This window comes from Streptomyces sp. SCA2-17 (genome assembly GCF_044336695.1).
Window position 1 is genome coordinate 5,484,509 of sequence record NZ_CP117521.1, and the last position, 16,461, is coordinate 5,500,969.

The window sequence follows — 16,461 nt, forward strand, 5'->3', positions numbered from 1 at the left end:
CCCATGAACATTCTGGGGACCTCGCTGCGGGTGTGTGTCGATGATCTCGACCATGCGATCGACGTCTACGAACGCCTGACCGGCACCGAAGCGCTGCGCTTCCACCGCGGCGGCGTCGCCGTGGCCGCGGTCGGCTGCTTCTTCCTCATGAGCGGCCCGGAGAGGGAGCTGTCCATCCTGCGGAAGATCACCGCCACGATCGCGGTGGCGGACGTCGACGAGGCGCTCGACGACCTGACGGCGGTAGGCGCCCAGATCATCGCGGGCCCGGTCCCCACCCCGATCGGCCGCAACCTCGTGGCCCGCCACCCCGACGGCTCGGTCTTCGAATACGTCGACCGCAAGCAAGCCTGAGGTGCCCGGCCGGTTCGGTGCACCGCGCCGGCAGCTTACGGCGCCCGGAACGATTACCCGGACGGCCAGTTGTACGTAGACCTCGAAGGCACGGCGTCACGGCCCGCGGAACCCGAGGTGGTCCTGGGGGCGTTCCTCTTCCTGCACGGCCGCAGGGTGCTGATGGTGCTGGACAACGCCCATGACGCAGCCCAAGTGGCGCCGCTCCTGCCTGCCGCACCGGGCTGCGGCATCATCGTGACCAGCCGCGTGCGGTTTCCTTCCCCTCGCGATCCGGGGTCCGGGGCCTGGATATCGCTGATGGGCCGGAGCCTCCTGGAGTCACCTGCCCCCGGCTACTACCGCATTCACCCACTGCTTCACACGTACGCGCGCTTGCGCGCCGTCGAGGACGAAAGCCCGCTACCCGCGGGCGTGGGGCTGGGCCCGGCCACCATTACTCCGGCGGTAATCGCCTCGGCTCCCCGCCACCCGGCACAGTGAAACCCGCCGGGCACCGGGCCGGCGCACTCCGGTCCGGTGTCCGAGCCGGATCGTTCTTGACGAGTGAGGGAGTACGTCATGACGCAGTACGAGGCCGCTGTCGCCCGTTACTTCGAGGCGTGGAACGCCACCGGGACCGAGGCGCTGGCCGAAGCCGTAGCGGCCGCCTGGGGCGAGGGCGGGGCCTACACCGACCCGCTGGCCGAGGTTCACGGCCATGAGGGCATCGCGGCTGTCATCGCCGGGGCGCAGGAGCAGTTCCCCGGGTTCGAATTCCGGCGGATCGGTGCGGTCGAGGGGCACCACGACGTCGCGCGCTTCCAGTGGGAACTGGTGTCCCTCGCCGACGGGTCCGCCCCCGTGGCCGGCTCCGACGTGATCACCCTGGACGGGGACGGCCGGATCCGGACCGTGACCGGCTTCCTCGACCGCGTGCCCGCCCGGGCCGCTACGGCATGAGGGCCGTCAGCAGGCGCGCGGTGCCGGGATCGGCCGGCAGGAACGTCTCCACCGCCAGCTCCGAGACCGTGACGTCCATCGGGGTGTTGAACGTCGCGATGGTCGAGACGAAGGAGAGCGTATGGCCCGCGTGGTCGATGACCAGGGGGAGGGCGAAGGGGACGTCATCGGGACCGCCCTCCCGCCGGGTCCGTTCCTCGTCGGTGGATTCCGGGAGCGGGTACGCGCTCACCTCGTCGTACAAGGCCCGCAGCGGAGCCGACCGCATCAGGGCCAGTTGACGCTCCATCTGGTGCAGCAGGTGGCCGCGCCATTCGCGGTAGTTGCGGATGCGGGGCGCCAGGCCCGCGGGGTGCATGGTGAGCCGCATGGCGTTCAGCGGCGGCACGAGCAGCGACGGGGCGACGCCCTCCAGGAGCATCGCGATGCCCCGGTTGGCGGCCAGTACCTCGTACGTGCCGTCGACGACGAGCGCGGGGAACGGCTCGTAGGACGTCAGCAGCCGCTCCAGGCCCGCGCGCAGCCCGCCCAGCGCGGGGTCGTCCAGCGGCCGCTCCGGGTACGCGGGGGCGTAACCCGCGGCGACCAGCAGGGCGTTCCGCTCCCGGACGGGCACGTCGAGGTGGTCCGCGAGGCGTAGGACCATCTCCTGGCTGGGCCGGGAGCGGCCCGTTTCGATGAAGCTGATGTGGCGGGCGGAGGAGCCGGCGCGCAGGGCGAGCTCCAGCTGGCTGGTCCGGCGCTTCTCCCGCCACTGTCTCAGCAGCGGGCCCACGCCGGGGGCGTCCACGGCAGTCGTCATGATCCGACCGTAGCGCGCCGCCCCCGGCGCGTCCGGCTCACCCCAGGTCGAAGGCGTTGGGCAGGCCGAGCCCGTGCCGGACCGCGTCGTCGGCCTTCGGCAGTTCCAGCTCGGGGGCCCGGTACAGGGGCGTGATCGTGCACCGCCCGGCGCGCGAACCCGCCTCGTCCAGCAAGGCGTTGACCGCCGCCCGTGCGGAGGCGTTGGCGCCCTCCATCGTGGCGAGGTCGATGTCGGTGGCCACGTAGTCCCCGCACAGGAAGAGGTTGGGGATCGCCGTCCGCGCCGAAGGGCGGTTGTGCCAGGTGCCGGTGGGGTGGATGAGGAGCTGTTCGTCGTTGACCGGGCGGGGGCCGCCGATCTCCACGGCCGGGTCCAGGAACCACGAATGGATCTTCGCGTCGCTCAGCACCGTGCGCCCGGTGTCGTTGAGCCCGGCCTTCATCTGCGCCCACACCTCGCGCGCGACCTCCTCGCGTGTGCACTGCTTGGCGGTCTTGCCGTAGAGGATGCCGGGCTTGTCCCACTCGGAGACGTCCACGGACAGGCAGTCCGCCGCGGCGCCGTCCCCGTAGTCGGCCCGGAAGTCGCGCCCGGACCAGTACTGCGCCTGCCCCACGGAGGTGATGGACCAGGGGGAGTCGATGTGGTTGACGTGCCCGTGGAGGACGGGCGTCGGCTCCGTCAGATAGAACTGGATGCCCGTCATCCAGTCCGTCTTGAGCTGGTCGCAGCGCGCCAGCTGCGGGTCGGCGGCCCGCACCTGCGCGTTCCAGGTCGTACGGGCGTGCTCGACGGGCATCGCCGAGACGAAGTGGTCGGCGGTGACGGACCGCTTGGCTCCGGACGGGTCTTGCAGCACCGCCTCGGTGATCCGGCCGCCCGCGATCCGCAGGTCCCGTACGGCCGAGCCGATCTCGAAGGCGACCCCCAGGGAGCGCAGGTGTGCCACCCACGGGTCGATCCACGCCTCGTTGGTCGGTGCGTCGAGCACCCGGTCCGGCTCGCCGTCCGCGCCCCGCCCCAGGGCGTTGAAGAGGAACGCCTCGATGCACGTCGACACCGTCTTGGTGCTGGCCACCTCGGCCTTGGTGGCCACGATGTTGCGGGTGATGCCGATGGCCAGCAGCCGCTGGTAGTTCGGCGACATCCGGGCGGCGCCGATGAACTCCCACCAGGGCGTGCGCTCCCACGCTCCGGTGCGCCGCGCGTCGCAGCTGGTGAGCCAGACGAGCAGCCGGCTCACGAAGTAGGCGGTCTCGTGGACCGGGATGTTGCCGAACGCGTCGAGGAAGCCGGTCAGCGCGCGGCGCAGGGCGTCCGGGGTGAGCAGCGGCGGCGGCTTGCCGACCGAGCGGAACGGCAGCCGGATGTCCTCGTGGCCGATGCGGGCCAGCATCACTTCCGTGGACGCCACGAGGTTGCCGTGGCAGCCGTTCGCGTTGCCGGGGAAGGGGATGCGGCGCAGGGTGTCCGGCAGGTTGCGGTAGAAGCCGGGGATGAAGCGGAACCCGTGCTCGCCGGGCAGCGGCTTGCGGCCGCCCCGCGCGCTGCCGGGCACGTCCATGCTGCGGGCCTTGCCGCCCGGCGCCTTCTTCTCGTACACCGTCACCCGGAAGCCGCGCTCGGCGAGTTCGTGGGCGGCGGTGAGCCCCGCGACGCCGCCGCCGAGGACGGCGACGCTCGGCGCGCCGGATCCGGTGCGGCGGCCCGGCGCGGCGGGTCTGGTGCGGGGGGCCGCGGCCGCGGCCCGTCCCCCGAGCGCCGCCGTGCCCGCCGCCGTCGCGGCGACGGCCGCGGCCCCGCCGATGAAACCCCTGCGTGTGCTGCCCGTACGGTCCGTACCGTCCATGCCGGCCCCTCCACGTAGGTGACGTGTACACGTCCGGCGCAGGAGCATAGGAGGGGTGCCTACGACCCGGTAGCACTTGTCCGGCGCGCGGGGCCCCGTACGGCACATTGGCGCGAAAGCACCCCCGCACCGTGGGACGCTTGAGTCACCGGCACCCGGCGCGGGCACCTACCCCGGGCAACCGTCGCAACCACTACGGCTCCCACCCACGAAGGGACAGTCATGGCCGTCGAACCGCTTTCCCAGCAGGACGTCGAGCATCGCCTCCAGGAGCTGCCCGGCTGGACCACGGACGGCGTCCGCATCAGCCGCACCTACCACTTCGACGGGCACTTCCAGGCGGCCGCGATGGTCGTCCACATCGCCCAGATCCAGGAGGAGCTGGGCCACCACGCGGACACGACCCTGGGCTACAACACGGTGGCCCTGAGCGTGAACACGCACAGCGTGGGCGGCAAGGTCACCGGCCTGGACGTCGAACTGGCCCGCCGCGTCGAGGCCGTGGCGGCGGGACACGGGGCGCGCTGACCGGGCTCCGGCGGGGGAGCCGGGGAGGGCCCGGCCGGGGGACGGGCGGGCCCGCGGCCACGGCTCAGGCGCGGCCGCGCGCCCGCTTGAACCGCTCCAGCGCCTCCTCCAGTCCGACCACCGGCGCGGGGTAGCCGCGGCGCGCCCGCTCCCCGTCCGGCAGCAGCCACGGCCGGTGGACGGCCCGGCCGGGCACGCCGGCCAGTTCCGGGACCCAGCGGCGCACGTAGGCGCCGTCCGGGTCGAAGCGCTCGGCCTGGGCCGTCGGGCTGAGCACCCGGTGGGGGCGGGTGTCGCTGCCGGTGCCCGCCACCCACTGCCAGTTGAGCTGGTTGTCGGCCACGTCGCCGTCCACGAGCAGGTCGAGGAAGTGGCGGGCCCCGGCCCGCCAGTCGAGGTAGAGGGTCTTCGTCAGGAAGCTCGCGGCGATCAGCCGGGCCCGGTTGGGCAGCCAGCCCTCGTGCGCGAGCTGCCGCATCGCCGCGTCGACCACCGGATAGCCCGTACGGCCCTCCCGCCACGCGGCGAGCTCGCCGGGCGCCTCGCGCCACCGGTCGTGCCGGGTGCGGTAGTCGCGGTGGGCCGCGTCCGGCCGGGCGGCCAGCATCTGGTGGTGGAAGTCCCGCCACGCCAGCTGCCGTGCGAACGCCTCGGCGCCCACGGAGCCCCCGCCTGCTTGCTCCCGGGCCCCTGCGGCCAGCTCCACCGGCGACAGGCAGCCGAAGTGGAGGTACGGGGACAGCCGCGACGTCCCGTTCCCCGCCAGGTCGTCGTGGCGTTCGGCGTAGCGTGCGAGCCCGCCGCGCCGCCAGGCCGCGAGCCGGCGGCGGCCCTCGCGCTCGCCGCCCCGCGGCAGCGCGGGCGAGGCCGTGCCCCGGGCCAGGGACGACGCCGCGGGCAGCGGCTCCGTGCGCACCTCGGGCAGCAGCACCGCGCGCGGCGGCGGCAGCACCGGCCGGAGCGGCTCGGCCGACCAGCGGCGGAAGTACGGGGTGAACACCGCGTAGTGGTCCTTGCCCGCGGGCAGGACGGCGCCGGGCGGCACGGCCGTGACGACCGCGTCGTGCACCCGCAGCAGCCGGCCGTCCGCCGCCAGCGCGCTCCGCAGCCGCTCCTCGCGGCGCAGCGCGTACCCGCTCACGCCCGCGGCGACGTGCACCTCGCCCGCGCCGGTCCCGGCGGCCACCCGGCAGGTCTCCGCCACCACGTCGCCCCTGCGGACGACGAGGGCCCCGCCGCGGGCCCGCAGCCCCTCGTCGAGCGCGGCGAGGCAGTCCGCCAGGAACGCGGCCCGGTTGGGCGCGGCGAAGCCCGCGGCGGCGATGCCCCGGTCCACGACGAACAGCGGCACGACGCGCGGCGCGCTCCGCAGGGCCGCGGTGAGCACCGGGTTGTCGTGCAGCCGCAGGTCGGAGGTGAAGAGGACGACGGACACGCCGTCAGGTGACGGTGGTGACGGCGAGGTCGGCGAGGTCGGGGAGTCGGCGGGTACGCCCATGCCGCGATTGTGCGCTCGTGCGGCGCCGGGGCGCGGGCGGCAGGGCCGTCACGACCAGGGGATGTTGAGCCAGGGGCTGGCGGGGTCGGTGGTGAGGGCGCGGTGGACGAGGAGCGCGGCGGCTCCGTCAGCGTCGTCGGGGCGGCCCGTGTGGCCGGTGGGGCCGGCGGGCGCGGGGTCCGGGACGCCCGGGTGGTGCGGTGGGCCCGGGAGTCCGTGGACGGAGGCGCGGGGATCGCTCGTGCCGCCCGGCCGCAGGGCCCGCCCCAGCAGGAAGCCGGCGGCGAACGCGGGCCACGACCGGTACGTTCTCCGGGCGGCTTCCCCGGCGGTCAGGACGACCCGTTCCGCGTCGGCCGGGCCGCACAGCCGCGCCGCGAGGCCGAGCCGGGCGACGGCCACGGCGCACGCGAGGTCGTAGGCGGCGGCCGAGGCGATGGGCTCTCCGGGCCGCAGCACCCCCTCGCCCCGCAGCCGCTCCTCGGCCTCGGTGACACGTGTGACGGCGGCGTCCATCGCCCGGACCTCGGCGTCGGGCGCGGCACGGTGCAGGAGGACGTGGGTGACGGCCTCCCGCCACTGCTCGGTGGACGGCTCCGCAGCCGGCGCGTCACCGGAGGCGGAGTGCTCGGCGAGACCCGTACGGGCCCGCAGGGCGAACTCCGCCTCGCGCCCCGCTCCCGCCCCGGCGAGCAGCCGCTCCGTCAGGTGCCACCAGCCGGCGGGGTCGGCCACGCCCCACGTGTCGCGCAGGACGGCACGGTCAGCGTCGTAGTCCCGGTAGACGGCGCCGAGCTCGTTCCAGGGCACGCCGTCGCGTACGGACAGCGGGGCGCCGCAGGCCAGCCCGTGGGCGAGCGGCCCGTGCAGGGGCCCCGTGTACAGGGACAGCAGCCGGCCGGGTGCGGGCGGCGGCGTCTCGGCGTAGACCTCCAGCCAGGCCGCGCGGTCCAGCGGGGTGGCCGGGATGACAGCCGCGGCGGGCTGGCCGGGGTTGACCGCGAGGTGCCACTTGTCGTTCGGCCACTCCAGGGCCAGCTCGTCGAGAGTGGTGCGCTGGAAGACCCAGTCGGGCTGCCAGGGCGGCAGCGCGCCGCGCGTCAGGACCGGAAGGCAGCGCTTGCCCGAAGCCGGGTCGTGGTACGGGGCGAGCGGCGCGGGCGGTATCAGGCCGTCGGCCTCCACCCTGGCCACGGCGACGTACAACTCGCCCGCCGCGAGGGCACCGACCTGCCCGTCCCAGTCCCCGCGCGCCGTCGCCGCCCGGAGGTGCTGTTCGATGGGCGTCGGCGGGGTCCAGGGCGTGAAGAACATGTGCGCGACTCTATAGAGACGGCACGGCGCGCCGCCCCGGGGCCCCGGCTCGCGGGGCCCCGGGACAGCACGGCTGGTGCGGCCTCAGTTGACGTCGAACTCGTCCGGGTCCGGGCCCAGCCGCGTGCCGCTGTCGAGCGCGGCGATCGCCGACATGTCCTCGTCGTCGAGGCTGAAGCCGAAGACGTCGGCGTTCTCGCGGATGCGCGACGGCGTCACGGACTTGGGGATGGCCACGTGCCCCAGCTGAAGGTGCCAGCGCAGCACGATCTGCGCGGGGGTGCGGCCGTGCTTCTCCGCGATCCCCGCGATCACGGGGGTGGTCAGCAGCTCCTTGCCCTGGCCGAGCGGCGCCCACGCCTCGGTGGTGATGCCGTGGCGCGCGTGGAACGCGCGCAGTCCGGACTGGGCCAGGAAGGGGTGGAGCTCGACCTGGTTGACGGCGGGGACGACGGACGTCTCGGCCAGCAGCCGCTCCAGGTGGGCGGGCTGGAAGTTGGAGACGCCGATCGCCCGGGCGCGGCCGCTCTCCGCGATCTCCTCGAACGCGCGCCAGATGGAGAGGTAGTCGTCGCGGACGGCGCGCGGCCAGTGGATGAGGTACAGGTCCACGTAGTCGAGGCCGAGCCGCTCCAGGGAGGCGTCGAACTCGCGCTGGACGGCGTCACGCGTCCAGCTGCGCGAGGCGCTGTTCCACAGCTTCGTGGTCACGAAGAGCTCGTCGCGCGCGATGCCCGAGCCCGTCAGGGCCTTGCCCGTGCCGGTCTCGTTCTCGTACACGGCCGCCGTGTCGATGCTGCGGTACCCGGCGGCCAGGGCCGTCTCGACGGCGGCCGTCGCCTCGGCGTCGGGGACCTGGAAGACGCCGAAGCCGAGCTGCGGCATCTCGACGCCGTTGTTGAGCGTGATGGACGGAATGGGGGCAGCCTTGCTCACGGGTGCTCGATCCTTACGGTCGGAGACGCGATTCGTACGTCCAGCGTCAACGATCACAGCGGTCACTGCATTCCCGTAATGCCCCTGTTGTCTCTGATTCCTCCTCCGTCTCCGGGGTGTCCGCCGTCTCTGTGGTGTCCGCGGTACAAGGCGTCCACCTCGCGCGCGTACGCCACCTCGATCGCCTTCCGCCGGAGCTTGAGAGACGGCGTCAGCAGCCCGTCCTCCTCCGTGAACCGGGCTTTCAGGATCCGGAACGTCCGGATGGACTCGGCCTGCGAGACGAGGGTGTTCGCGGCCACGACGGCCCGCCGGATCTCGGCCTCCAGGCCGGTGTCGCGCACGAGGTCGGTGTCCTGGAGCAGCCCGGGCCCGTGGCCGTACGCGGATCCGTACGCGGTCCCGCTCCCGGTCCCGGGGCCCGTCCCCGGCGCCGGTCCGCCGCGCATGTGCAGCCAGTGCGCGACCGCCTCCTCGTCCAGCGTGACCAGCGCGGCCACGTACGGGCGGTCGTTGCCGACGACGACGCAGTGGGCGACGAGCGGGTGCGCCCGTACGCGCTCCTCCAGCAGCACCGGCGACAGGCTCTTGCCGCCCGACGTCACCAGGATCTCCTTCTTCCGCCCGGTGATGGACAGATAGCCGTCCTCGTCCAGCCGCCCCAGGTCGCCGGTCGCGAACCAGCCCTCTTGCAGCACCGCGCCCGTCGCCCGCCCGTCACCCAGGTAGCCGGCGAAGACCTGGCCGCCGCGCAGCCAGATCTCGCCGTCGCCGGCGATCCGCACGGTCGTGCCCGGGACGGGCTGCCCGACCGAGCCGAAGCGGGGCCGCTCGGGCGGGTTGGCGGTCGCGGCGCCCGTGGTCTCCGTCAGCCCGTAGCCCTCCAGGACGGTCACGCCGGCGCCCGCGAAGAACAGCCCCAGCCGCCGGTCCATCGCCGAACCGCCCGACATCGCGTGCCGCACCCGCCCGCCCAGTGCCTCCCGCACCTTGGCGTAGACCAGCCGGTCGAAGACCTGGTGCCGGAGCCGCAGCGCGGGCCCCGGCCCCGCGCCCCGGCCGAACGCCCGCTGCTCCACGGCCTCCGCGTAGCGCACGGCCACGTCCACGGCCCGCTCGAACGGCGCGGACCGGCCCTCGGCCTCGGCCGTGCGCCGCGCCAGCGCGAAGATCTTCTCCAGGACGTACGGGACCGCGAGGACGAACGTCGGCCGGAACGCCCGCAGGTCCGGCAGCAGCGCGGCGCTCGTCAGCTGCGGCTGGTGGCCGAGCTTCACCCGCCCGCGCACCGCGGCGACCTGCACCATCCGCCCGAACACGTGGGCCAGCGGCAGGAACAGCAGCGTGGCCGCCTCGTCGCCGGGCCGGGAGCGGAAGACGTGCTCGTAGCGCCTGACGACGTTGTCGGCCTCGGTCATGAAATTGGCGTGGGTGAGCACGCAGCCCTTGGGGCGGCCGGTCGTGCCGGACGTGTAGACGACGGTGGCCGGTGTGGAGGGGGTGAGGGCCATGCGGTGCCGCTCCACCACGTCGTCGCCGACCCGCGCCCCGGCGGCGCCCAGCTCCTCGACCGCCCCGGCGTCCAGCTGCCACAGCCGCGTCAGCTCCGGCAGCCGGCCGACGACCGAGCCGACGGTCATCGCGTGGTCCTCGTGCTCGACGACGCAGGCCGTCACGCCCGCGTCGCGCAGGATCCAGCAGACCTGCTCGGGGGAGGCCGTCGGGTACAGCGGCACGGGTTGCGCGCCGATCGACCACAGCGCGAAGTCGAAGAGCGTCCACTCGTAGCGCGTCCGGGACATGACCGCGACCCGGTCCCCGAACCGCACGCCCTCGGCGAGCAGCCCCTTGGCCAGGGCCAGGACCTCGTCCCGGAACGCCGCCGCCGTCACGTCCCGCCAGCACCCGTCCGCCCCCTTGCGCCCGAACGCCGCCTCCCCGGGCTCCTCGGCGGCGCGGTCGAAGACGGAATCCGCCAGGCCGCCGACGGGCGGCGTCGACACGAGCGGCGGAACGGTGATCTCGCGCAACGGCCAGCTCCTTGTCATGCCCCCCACAGAGCGAAGCCCCTACCCGGCGTACGGGGCCCTCAATCGCCTTGGGCTAGGGGCGTGTTGGGGGCCGACCGCCCGGAAAGCGGTACCGCCGAAGCCGGCGGTACGGAACTCCGGTCGGCGCGCTCACCTCCGGCTGCGCCGCGGCCGCTCCGCGGTCAGCCGCGCACGTGCAGCCCGAAACCCGTACGGCCCGCGGGCTCCAGTCCCTCCTTCAGGTGCAGCGAGGGGATCTCGTAGTCGCCGAAGTTCTGCCGCCGGAACGCGATCGGCTCGGTCGACTCCAGGGTCAGCAGGCGCTGCTCCCAGGCCTTGGCGACGTCCGGGTAGTTCTCGTCGGTCATCCGGTCGGTGCCGTACAGCACGAACGGCGGCAGCACCTCGATGCCCGGGTAGTAGAGGATGCCGTGGTGGATCGGGAACAGCAGGTCGTCGATGGGGCCGTTGATCCCGCGGGCGGCGTAATGCGACTCCGGGCCGCCGGCGGTCACCGACAGCATGGCCTTCCTGCCCGCGAGGGTGCCTTCGCCGTAGCGCTCGCCGTACTTGGTGTCACTGTGCTCGCCGACGCCGTACGCGAAGCGGTAGGTGAACACCCGGTCCACCCAGCCCTTGAGGATCGCGGGCATCGAGTACCACCACAGCGGGAACTGGAAGATGATCGTGTCGGCCCACAGCAGCTTCTCCTGCTCGGCGAGGACGTCCGGGGTGAGCGTCCCGGCGTCGAAGGCCCGGCCGGAGTCCAGGGCGACCTTCAGCCGGCTCGACGCGTCGGGGCCGTAGTCCGCGGCGTCAACGGCCGCCTTCCAGTTCATCGCGTACAGATCGCTCACCCGTACTTCGTGCCCGGCGGCCTCCAACGTGGACACCGCGAGGTCCTTCAGCGAGCTGTTGAGCGACTTCGGCTCCGGGTGGGCGTAGACGATCAGCGTCTTCATGGGAACTCCTTCGGATCGGGTGCCCTCGATCCTGGGCGCCGCGGCGTCCGGCGTTCAGGGGCGCCTCTTCCGTAGGACGGGACTTCCCGGTACGGGACTTCCTGGTATTGGCAGGGCCACCTTCACAGGCACCACCGAGGCCATACTGGGGGAATGGACGATCTTGCGGGCTTCCTGCGGACCCGGCGTTCCCGGGTCGACCCGGTGGCCGCCGGCATTCCCATCGACAGCCGCCGCCGGGTACAAGGCCTGCGCCGCGAAGAGGTCGCGCACCTGTCCGGAGTCAGCGTCGACTACTACGTACGCCTGGAGCAGGGCCGCGCGACCCAGCCTTCCGACCAGGTCCTCGACGCGCTCGCCCGCGTCCTCGGCCTCGACGAGACCGAACGCGAACACCTCTGCCGGCTCGCCCGGCAGCGCTGCCGCCGCGCGAAGGCGCCGGGCGGGAGGATCCGGCCGGAGTTGCTGCGCGTCCTCGACCTGGTCGCCGACGCGCCCGCGCTGATCATGAACCACCGCCTGGACGTGCTCGCCGGGAACCGCCTCGCCGGGCTCCTCTACGGGCGGCCGGTGCCGGGCCTGCCGGGCCTGAACAGCGCCCGGCACATCTTCCTCGATGAGACCGAGCGCGGCCTTTACGCGGAGTGGGAGACATGCACCCTCGATGTGGTCGGGCATCTGCGCCTGGCCGCCGGAAAGTACCCCGAGGACCCGCGCCTGGCCTCGCTCATCGGCGAACTGGCGATGGGCAGCGAGCGCTTCCGCCGCCTCTGGGCCCGCGCGGACGTGCGCGCCCGCTCCCATGGGCGCAAGGCGTTCCGGCACCCCCTGGTCGGACTGCTGGAACTGCACCAGGAGAACTTCGCACTACCGGACGAATCGAGCATGGAGCTGCTGGTGCTGTCCGCGGCCCCCGGCAGCCCCGCTGAGGACGGGCTGCGCCTGCTCGCGGGCCTGGGCGCGGACAGCGGTGACGCGCGTCCCGCAGTGAACGCCCGGGTTCGCGAATAATCTGCGAATAATCCACGGATAGTCCATAAATGTTCCGTGTCATGCCGATTGCCCCGCGAGTAGCTCGACGACGCCCGTGCGCGGTGAACAGTGGCCCGTGGCCGGCGGGCTCGGCGGTCGGCGGCCTGTTTGAAGTCGGCGACCTCGTAGCCGGACGCCGCCCGCACTACCCCTGCAGCCGGTCGCCCGCTGCCAGGACCGCCTGGGCCAGTGCTTCCGCCGCCCCGCGCGCCGTACTCCCCGGTGCCGCGCCGTGCAGCAGGACCACGTCGACCTCGCCGAGGTCCGGCAGGCCCGGGCCGGGGGCGAGGCGGACCAGGCCCGGCGGGATCATGCCCAGGGTGTGGGCCATGACGCCGAGCCCCGCGCGCGCCGCCGCCACCAGACCGCTGAGGCTGCCGCTCGTGCAGACCACCCGCCAGGACCGGCCGCTGCGCTCCAGCACCTCCAGGGCCCGCGCCCGCGTCACCGCGGGCGGCGGGAACGCGATCAGCGGGAGCGGCCGCTGCGGGTCCAGGCGGAGCCGTTCGCTGCCGATCCACACGAGCCGGTCCCGCCAGACGAGCCGCCCGTGCGGCCCGCCGTCGGGGTGGCGCTTGACGAGGACGAGGTCCAGCCGCCCCGCGGCCAGCCGCTTCTGCAAGGTCTCCGACAGGTCGACGGTCAGCTCCAGGTCGACCTCGGGGTGCTCGCGCCGGAAGCCCTCCAGGACTTCGGGCAGCCGGGTGAGGACGAAGTCCTCCGACGCCCCGAACCGCAGCCGCCCGCGCAGCCGCGTGCCCGCGAACCAGTGGGCGGCCCGCTCGTTCGCCTCCAGGATCGTGCGGGCGAAGCCCAGCATCGCCTCGCCGTCCTCGGTCAGCCGCACGCTGTGCGTGTCGCGTACGAACAGCTGCCGGCCGGCCGCGGCCTCCAGCCGGCGGACCTGCTGGCTCACCGTCGACTGCCGGACCCCCAGGCGGCCGGCGGCCCGGGTGAAGCTCAGCGTCTGCGCGACGGCCAGGAACGTACGGAGCTGCACGGGATCGAACACGGCACCAGCGTAGGCCGTTAACCCGCTGCTCATCGCGATTCGTGATGACAGTCAGAGCGGCAAACGGGGTTCCGCATAGGTGCCGAGGACACCAGGCTGGGGCCATGCCGTCGCGCTTCCGCTTCCGCCTCCCCGTCGACCCCTACATAGCGGCCCTCCTGGGCACCGTCGCCCTCGCCGCCCTCCTGCCCGCCCGAGGCCAGGCGGCGACCGTCGCCGGCGGCGCCTCCACGGGCGCCGTGGCGCTCCTGTTCTTCCTCTACGGCGCCCGCCTCTCCACCCGCGAGGCCCTGGAGGGCCTGCGCCACTGGCGGCTGCACGTGACGGTCCTCGGCTGCACGTTCGTCCTGTTCCCGCTCCTCGGCCTCGCCGCCCGCGGCCTCGTCCCCGTCGTCCTGACCCCGCAACTGCACTCAGGACTGCTGTTCCTGTGCCTCGTGCCCTCGACGATCCAGTCGTCGATCGCCTTCACCTCCATGGCGCGCGGCAACGTGGCGGCAGCGGTGTGCGCGGGCTCGTTCTCCAGCATTGTGGGAATCGCCCTCACTCCCCTCCTCGCGGCCCTCCTCCTCGGCAACAGCGGCGGCGGCTTCTCGGCCCGCTCCCTGCTGTCGATCGTGTTGCAGCTCCTCGTGCCGTTCCTCGCGGGCCAGCTGCTGCGCCGCCGCGTGGGCGGCTTCCTCACCCGGCACAAGAAGGTCCTCGGCTACGTGGACCGCGGCTCGATCCTCCTGGTCGTCTACTCGGCCTTCAGCGCGGGCATGGTCCGCGGCATCTGGCACGAGGTCACCCCGCTGCGGCTGCTGGCCCTGCTGGGTGTGGAGGCCGTCCTGCTGGGCCTCATGCTGACGGTCACCACGTACGGCTCGCGCCGGCTCGGCTTCGGCCGCGAGGACCGGCTGGCCACCATCTTCTGCGGCTCGAAGAAAAGCCTGGCCGCCGGCCTGCCCATGGCGGGCGTCCTCTTCGGGGCCCAGGCGAGCCTGGCGGTACTGCCGCTGATGCTCTTCCACCAGATGCAGTTGATGGTCGGGGCGGTCCTCGCGAAGCGCTACGGGCGCGAGGCGGCACCCGCGCCGGGGCCCGCCGCACCGTCGCTCTCCCGGGCGGCCTGAACGCGGCCTGTGCGGTCGGTGCGGCCCGCCCGGTCGGGGAGGTCGACGCGCGCGGCACGGTCGACGCGGTCCAGCGGCAGCCAGAGCAGCAGATCGCGCGCCGGATCGGGCCCCCCGGGCCGTACTGGCAGCCGCAGCCGCCCCGGTCCTCCCGGCCGCCCCGGCCGCGCCACCTCGCCGTCCGTCAGCGCCCGCCCGTACACCCGTACGTCGTCCAGCTCCCCGGCCAGCCACGCCCGGCCGTCCGGACGCTGCCCCAGATGCACCCCGAACGTCGAGTTCCGGCTCACCGCACCCGGCACGTCCGGCACCGACGAAGCGGCACCGTCCACCGTGAGGACGACCCTCCCGCCGCCGCGCCGCAGCACCGCCCAATGCCACAACCCGTCCCCGTACGCGGCCGACCGGACGATCGCCGTACGGGCCGGCCCCGCCCCGGCGACCGCCGTCACCTGCCCGGTCACCCGCCCGCCCGGCGCCACCCGCAGCGCCACCTGGGGCGCGCCGCCCATCCCGCCCATCCACAGCAGCGGCTGCTCGGGCGGCACGGCGGCGACGGATGCCGACCGGGGAGCCGCGGGCCGTGGAGTCGCGGACCGGGGCCGGGACCGGAACCACAGCGCCGCGGTGAAGTCTCGCGTCCCCAGCGGCAGGGAGGCCCGGTAGGGCAGCCGCACCGCGTCGTCCACCCCGTCGAAGGCGAGGCCCCCGCCCGAGCGGCCCCGGACCGTGCGCGGGCCTCCGAAGACGTACGCGTCCCGCCCGCCCGGCGCCCGGTCCGGCGTCGTGGGCGGCGGCCCGGAGCGAGCGCCCAGCCACTCCTCGGTGAAGCGGGCGAACCGGATCTCGTCCCGCGCGTTGCCCCGGCCCGCCTCGTACAGCAGCCCGGCCGTACTCCGGTCACCGTCGCTGGTGCTGTTACCGAAGCCGTCCACGACGGCCATGTCCGAGTAGCCCGCCCAGTCCGCGGTGACGAGCCTGCCCTGCTCCACGCCCTCCCACGTGCGCCCCTCGTCGTACGAGGAACGGATCGTCATCGAGCGCCGCCGGTCGGGGTCGGCGGGCGACGCGAACAGCCAGCGCCCGGGGCGCAGCACGGCCACGGAGCCCTGCACCATGGGCGTGTAGAGGTCCGGGACGGACCGGAAGGGCCCGGCGAACGCCGTACCCCCGTCCGGGCTCACGGCGAAGTCGCGGTTGCCGAGCTCCGTGCCGTCCTGCTCGCGCCCGCCCGCGTACACCGAGCCGTCGGCCCGCTCGGCGACCGTCAGCTCGGACGGCTTCTGCGCGTACGTGCCGTCCGGGCCGGCCGCATGGGTGTCCACCGCCCCGAGCCGCCAGTGCGCGCCCCCGTCGTCGCTGAGGGCGAGCGCCGCGTGGTTGGCGTGCCCACGGGTGGTGCCGTCGTGGCTCTCGGCGTTCAGGCCGACGACGAGGCGGCCGCGGTGCGGGCCGTGCGCGAGCTGGATGCCGTGGCCCGGGCCGGTGGCGTACCAGGAGTTCCAGCCGGGCGGGCGCAGCTCCCGCGTCAGGTCCTCCGGCTCCGACCAGTGCGCGCCGTCGTCGCCGCTGTACTGCACGTGCGGCGTCCGGTCGCACGGCACGTCGCAGTTGCCGGCGTCCGTGCGGCCCCGGTTGTACGTCGTGAGGAGCGTGATCCGGCCGCTGCGCCGGTCCACGACGGGCGCGGGGTTGCCGTGGGTGTCGCCGCGCCCCTCGTCGACCACCTCCAGCGGGCTCCACGTGCGGCCCCCGTCGGCGGAGCGCTTGACGACGACGTCGATGTCGGTGGCGTCGCCGCAGTTGCCCTTCCGGCCCTCGGCGAACGCGAGGACGGTGCCGCGGACGGTGGTGACCAGCGCGGGGATGCGGAAGCAGGCGTACGCGTCGGTGCCGGGCCCTTCCCGGCCCGCCCTGAAGAGGATCTGCTCCTCGAACCCGGTGTCCGTGGCACGGGCCGGGGGTGGCACGAGGAGGGGGAGGAAGGAGCCGGTCAGGCCCGCCAACGCGACTGCCGCGAAGGCCTTCCTGACGGGGTTTCGGGGGACGGCGGGAGCGGTGCGGACGGGCAGCGGCGCCATGAG

General features: G+C 74.1%; 14 protein-coding genes and 1 pseudogene. 6 read left to right on the forward strand and 9 right to left on the reverse strand.

Going from position 1 to position 16,461, the window contains the following annotated elements:
- The first annotated feature begins 3 nt into the window (after positions 1 to 3).
- The 3 genes and pseudogenes from PS271_RS24680 (at position 4) to PS271_RS24690 (ending at position 1,296) form a co-directional block, all read left to right on the forward strand.
- Positions 4 to 354, forward strand: a complete 351-nt coding sequence (locus PS271_RS24680; RefSeq protein ID WP_398384708.1) for a VOC family protein — start codon at positions 4 to 6, stop codon at positions 352 to 354.
- Between the two features lie 33 nt (positions 355 to 387).
- Positions 388 to 609: pseudogene (locus tag PS271_RS24685) on the forward strand (hypothetical protein); the annotation flags it as partial.
- A 306-nt stretch (positions 610 to 915) separates the two neighbouring features.
- On the forward strand, positions 916 to 1,296 hold the full coding sequence (locus PS271_RS24690; RefSeq protein WP_398384710.1) for a nuclear transport factor 2 family protein: 381 nt from the start codon (positions 916 to 918) through the stop codon (positions 1,294 to 1,296).
- On the opposite strand, the gene PS271_RS24695 is transcribed toward PS271_RS24690, so the two are convergent.
- Both PS271_RS24695 and PS271_RS24700 read right to left on the reverse strand, forming a co-directional pair.
- Positions 1,286 to 2,098: a helix-turn-helix domain-containing protein gene (locus PS271_RS24695; protein WP_398384712.1), complete on the reverse strand. Its 813-nt coding sequence runs from the start codon at positions 2,096 to 2,098 to the stop codon at positions 1,286 to 1,288. The two genes, PS271_RS24690 and PS271_RS24695, sit on opposite strands and share 11 nt — an antisense overlap.
- 37 nt (positions 2,099 to 2,135) lie before the next feature.
- Entirely contained in the window at positions 2,136 to 3,950 is a 1,815-nt protein-coding gene (locus PS271_RS24700) for a hydroxysqualene dehydroxylase (RefSeq protein ID WP_398384714.1), read from the reverse strand.
- Between the two features lie 222 nt (positions 3,951 to 4,172).
- Between PS271_RS24700 and PS271_RS24705 the strand changes: the two genes are divergently transcribed.
- The gene (locus PS271_RS24705) at positions 4,173 to 4,478 is read left to right on the forward strand and encodes a 4a-hydroxytetrahydrobiopterin dehydratase (RefSeq protein ID WP_398384716.1); all 306 of its coding nucleotides are present in this window, start codon (positions 4,173 to 4,175) and stop codon (positions 4,476 to 4,478) included.
- 64 nt (positions 4,479 to 4,542) lie between these two features.
- Here PS271_RS24705 and PS271_RS24710 read toward each other — a convergent pair whose 3' ends face one another.
- The 5 genes from PS271_RS24710 to PS271_RS24730 form a co-directional block, all read right to left on the reverse strand.
- Entirely contained in the window at positions 4,543 to 5,976 is a 1,434-nt protein-coding gene (locus PS271_RS24710) for a cryptochrome/photolyase family protein (protein WP_398384718.1), read from the reverse strand.
- Positions 5,977 to 6,024: 48 nt separating this feature from the next.
- Entirely contained in the window at positions 6,025 to 7,290 is a 1,266-nt protein-coding gene (locus tag PS271_RS24715) for a DUF1266 domain-containing protein (RefSeq protein WP_398384720.1), read from the reverse strand.
- A gap of 84 nt (positions 7,291 to 7,374) precedes the next feature.
- Entirely contained in the window at positions 7,375 to 8,175 is an 801-nt protein-coding gene (locus tag PS271_RS24720) for an aldo/keto reductase (RefSeq protein ID WP_398387047.1), read from the reverse strand.
- 113 nt (positions 8,176 to 8,288) lie between these two features.
- The gene (locus PS271_RS24725) at positions 8,289 to 10,256 is read right to left on the reverse strand and encodes an AMP-dependent synthetase/ligase (RefSeq protein ID WP_398384722.1); all 1,968 of its coding nucleotides are present in this window, start codon (positions 10,254 to 10,256) and stop codon (positions 8,289 to 8,291) included.
- A gap of 182 nt (positions 10,257 to 10,438) precedes the next feature.
- The gene (locus PS271_RS24730) at positions 10,439 to 11,218 is read right to left on the reverse strand and encodes an NAD(P)H-dependent oxidoreductase (protein ID WP_398384723.1); all 780 of its coding nucleotides are present in this window, start codon (positions 11,216 to 11,218) and stop codon (positions 10,439 to 10,441) included.
- Between the two features lie 153 nt (positions 11,219 to 11,371).
- Between PS271_RS24730 and PS271_RS24735 the strand changes: the two genes are divergently transcribed.
- Positions 11,372 to 12,229, forward strand: a complete 858-nt coding sequence (locus tag PS271_RS24735; RefSeq protein ID WP_398384725.1) for a helix-turn-helix transcriptional regulator — start codon at positions 11,372 to 11,374, stop codon at positions 12,227 to 12,229.
- Between the two features lie 166 nt (positions 12,230 to 12,395).
- Here PS271_RS24735 and PS271_RS24740 read toward each other — a convergent pair whose 3' ends face one another.
- Positions 12,396 to 13,262 (reverse strand): LysR substrate-binding domain-containing protein, encoded by an 867-nt coding sequence (locus tag PS271_RS24740; RefSeq protein ID WP_398384727.1) that lies wholly within the window; start codon positions 13,260 to 13,262, stop codon positions 12,396 to 12,398.
- Positions 13,263 to 13,366: 104 nt separating this feature from the next.
- On the opposite strand from PS271_RS24740, the gene PS271_RS24745 reads away from it, so the two are divergent.
- Entirely contained in the window at positions 13,367 to 14,377 is a 1,011-nt protein-coding gene (locus PS271_RS24745; protein WP_398384729.1) for a bile acid:sodium symporter family protein, read from the forward strand.
- On the opposite strand, the gene PS271_RS24750 is transcribed toward PS271_RS24745, so the two are convergent.
- Positions 14,314 to 16,458, reverse strand: coding sequence for an exo-alpha-sialidase (locus tag PS271_RS24750; RefSeq protein ID WP_398384730.1), 2,145 nt, complete (start codon positions 16,456 to 16,458; stop codon positions 14,314 to 14,316). The two genes, PS271_RS24745 and PS271_RS24750, sit on opposite strands and share 64 nt — an antisense overlap.
- Between the last annotated feature and the right edge of the window lie 3 nt (positions 16,459 to 16,461).

Excerpts from the sequence above, each read along its gene's own strand:
- PS271_RS24700 (WP_398384714.1), bottom strand. The coding sequence starts at position 3,950 with ATGGACGGTACGGACCGTACGGGCAGCACACGCAGGGGTTTCATCGGC.
- PS271_RS24715 (WP_398384720.1), bottom strand. The coding sequence starts at position 7,290 with ATGTTCTTCACGCCCTGGACCCCGCCGACGCCCATCGAACAGCACCTC.
- PS271_RS24745 (WP_398384729.1), top strand. The coding sequence starts at position 13,367 with ATGCCGTCGCGCTTCCGCTTCCGCCTCCCCGTCGACCCCTACATAGCG.
- PS271_RS24710 (WP_398384718.1), bottom strand. The coding sequence starts at position 5,976 with ATGGGCGTACCCGCCGACTCCCCGACCTCGCCGACCTCGCCGTCACCA.
- PS271_RS24750 (WP_398384730.1), bottom strand. The coding sequence starts at position 16,458 with ATGGCGCCGCTGCCCGTCCGCACCGCTCCCGCCGTCCCCCGAAACCCC.
- PS271_RS24705 (WP_398384716.1), top strand. The coding sequence starts at position 4,173 with ATGGCCGTCGAACCGCTTTCCCAGCAGGACGTCGAGCATCGCCTCCAG.
- PS271_RS24720 (WP_398387047.1), bottom strand. The coding sequence starts at position 8,175 with ATGCCGCAGCTCGGCTTCGGCGTCTTCCAGGTCCCCGACGCCGAGGCG.
- PS271_RS24735 (WP_398384725.1), top strand. The coding sequence starts at position 11,372 with ATGGACGATCTTGCGGGCTTCCTGCGGACCCGGCGTTCCCGGGTCGAC.
- PS271_RS24690 (WP_398384710.1), top strand. The coding sequence starts at position 916 with ATGACGCAGTACGAGGCCGCTGTCGCCCGTTACTTCGAGGCGTGGAAC.
- PS271_RS24730 (WP_398384723.1), bottom strand. The coding sequence starts at position 11,218 with ATGAAGACGCTGATCGTCTACGCCCACCCGGAGCCGAAGTCGCTCAAC.
- PS271_RS24695 (WP_398384712.1), bottom strand. The coding sequence starts at position 2,098 with ATGACGACTGCCGTGGACGCCCCCGGCGTGGGCCCGCTGCTGAGACAG.
- PS271_RS24680 (WP_398384708.1), top strand. The coding sequence starts at position 4 with ATGAACATTCTGGGGACCTCGCTGCGGGTGTGTGTCGATGATCTCGAC.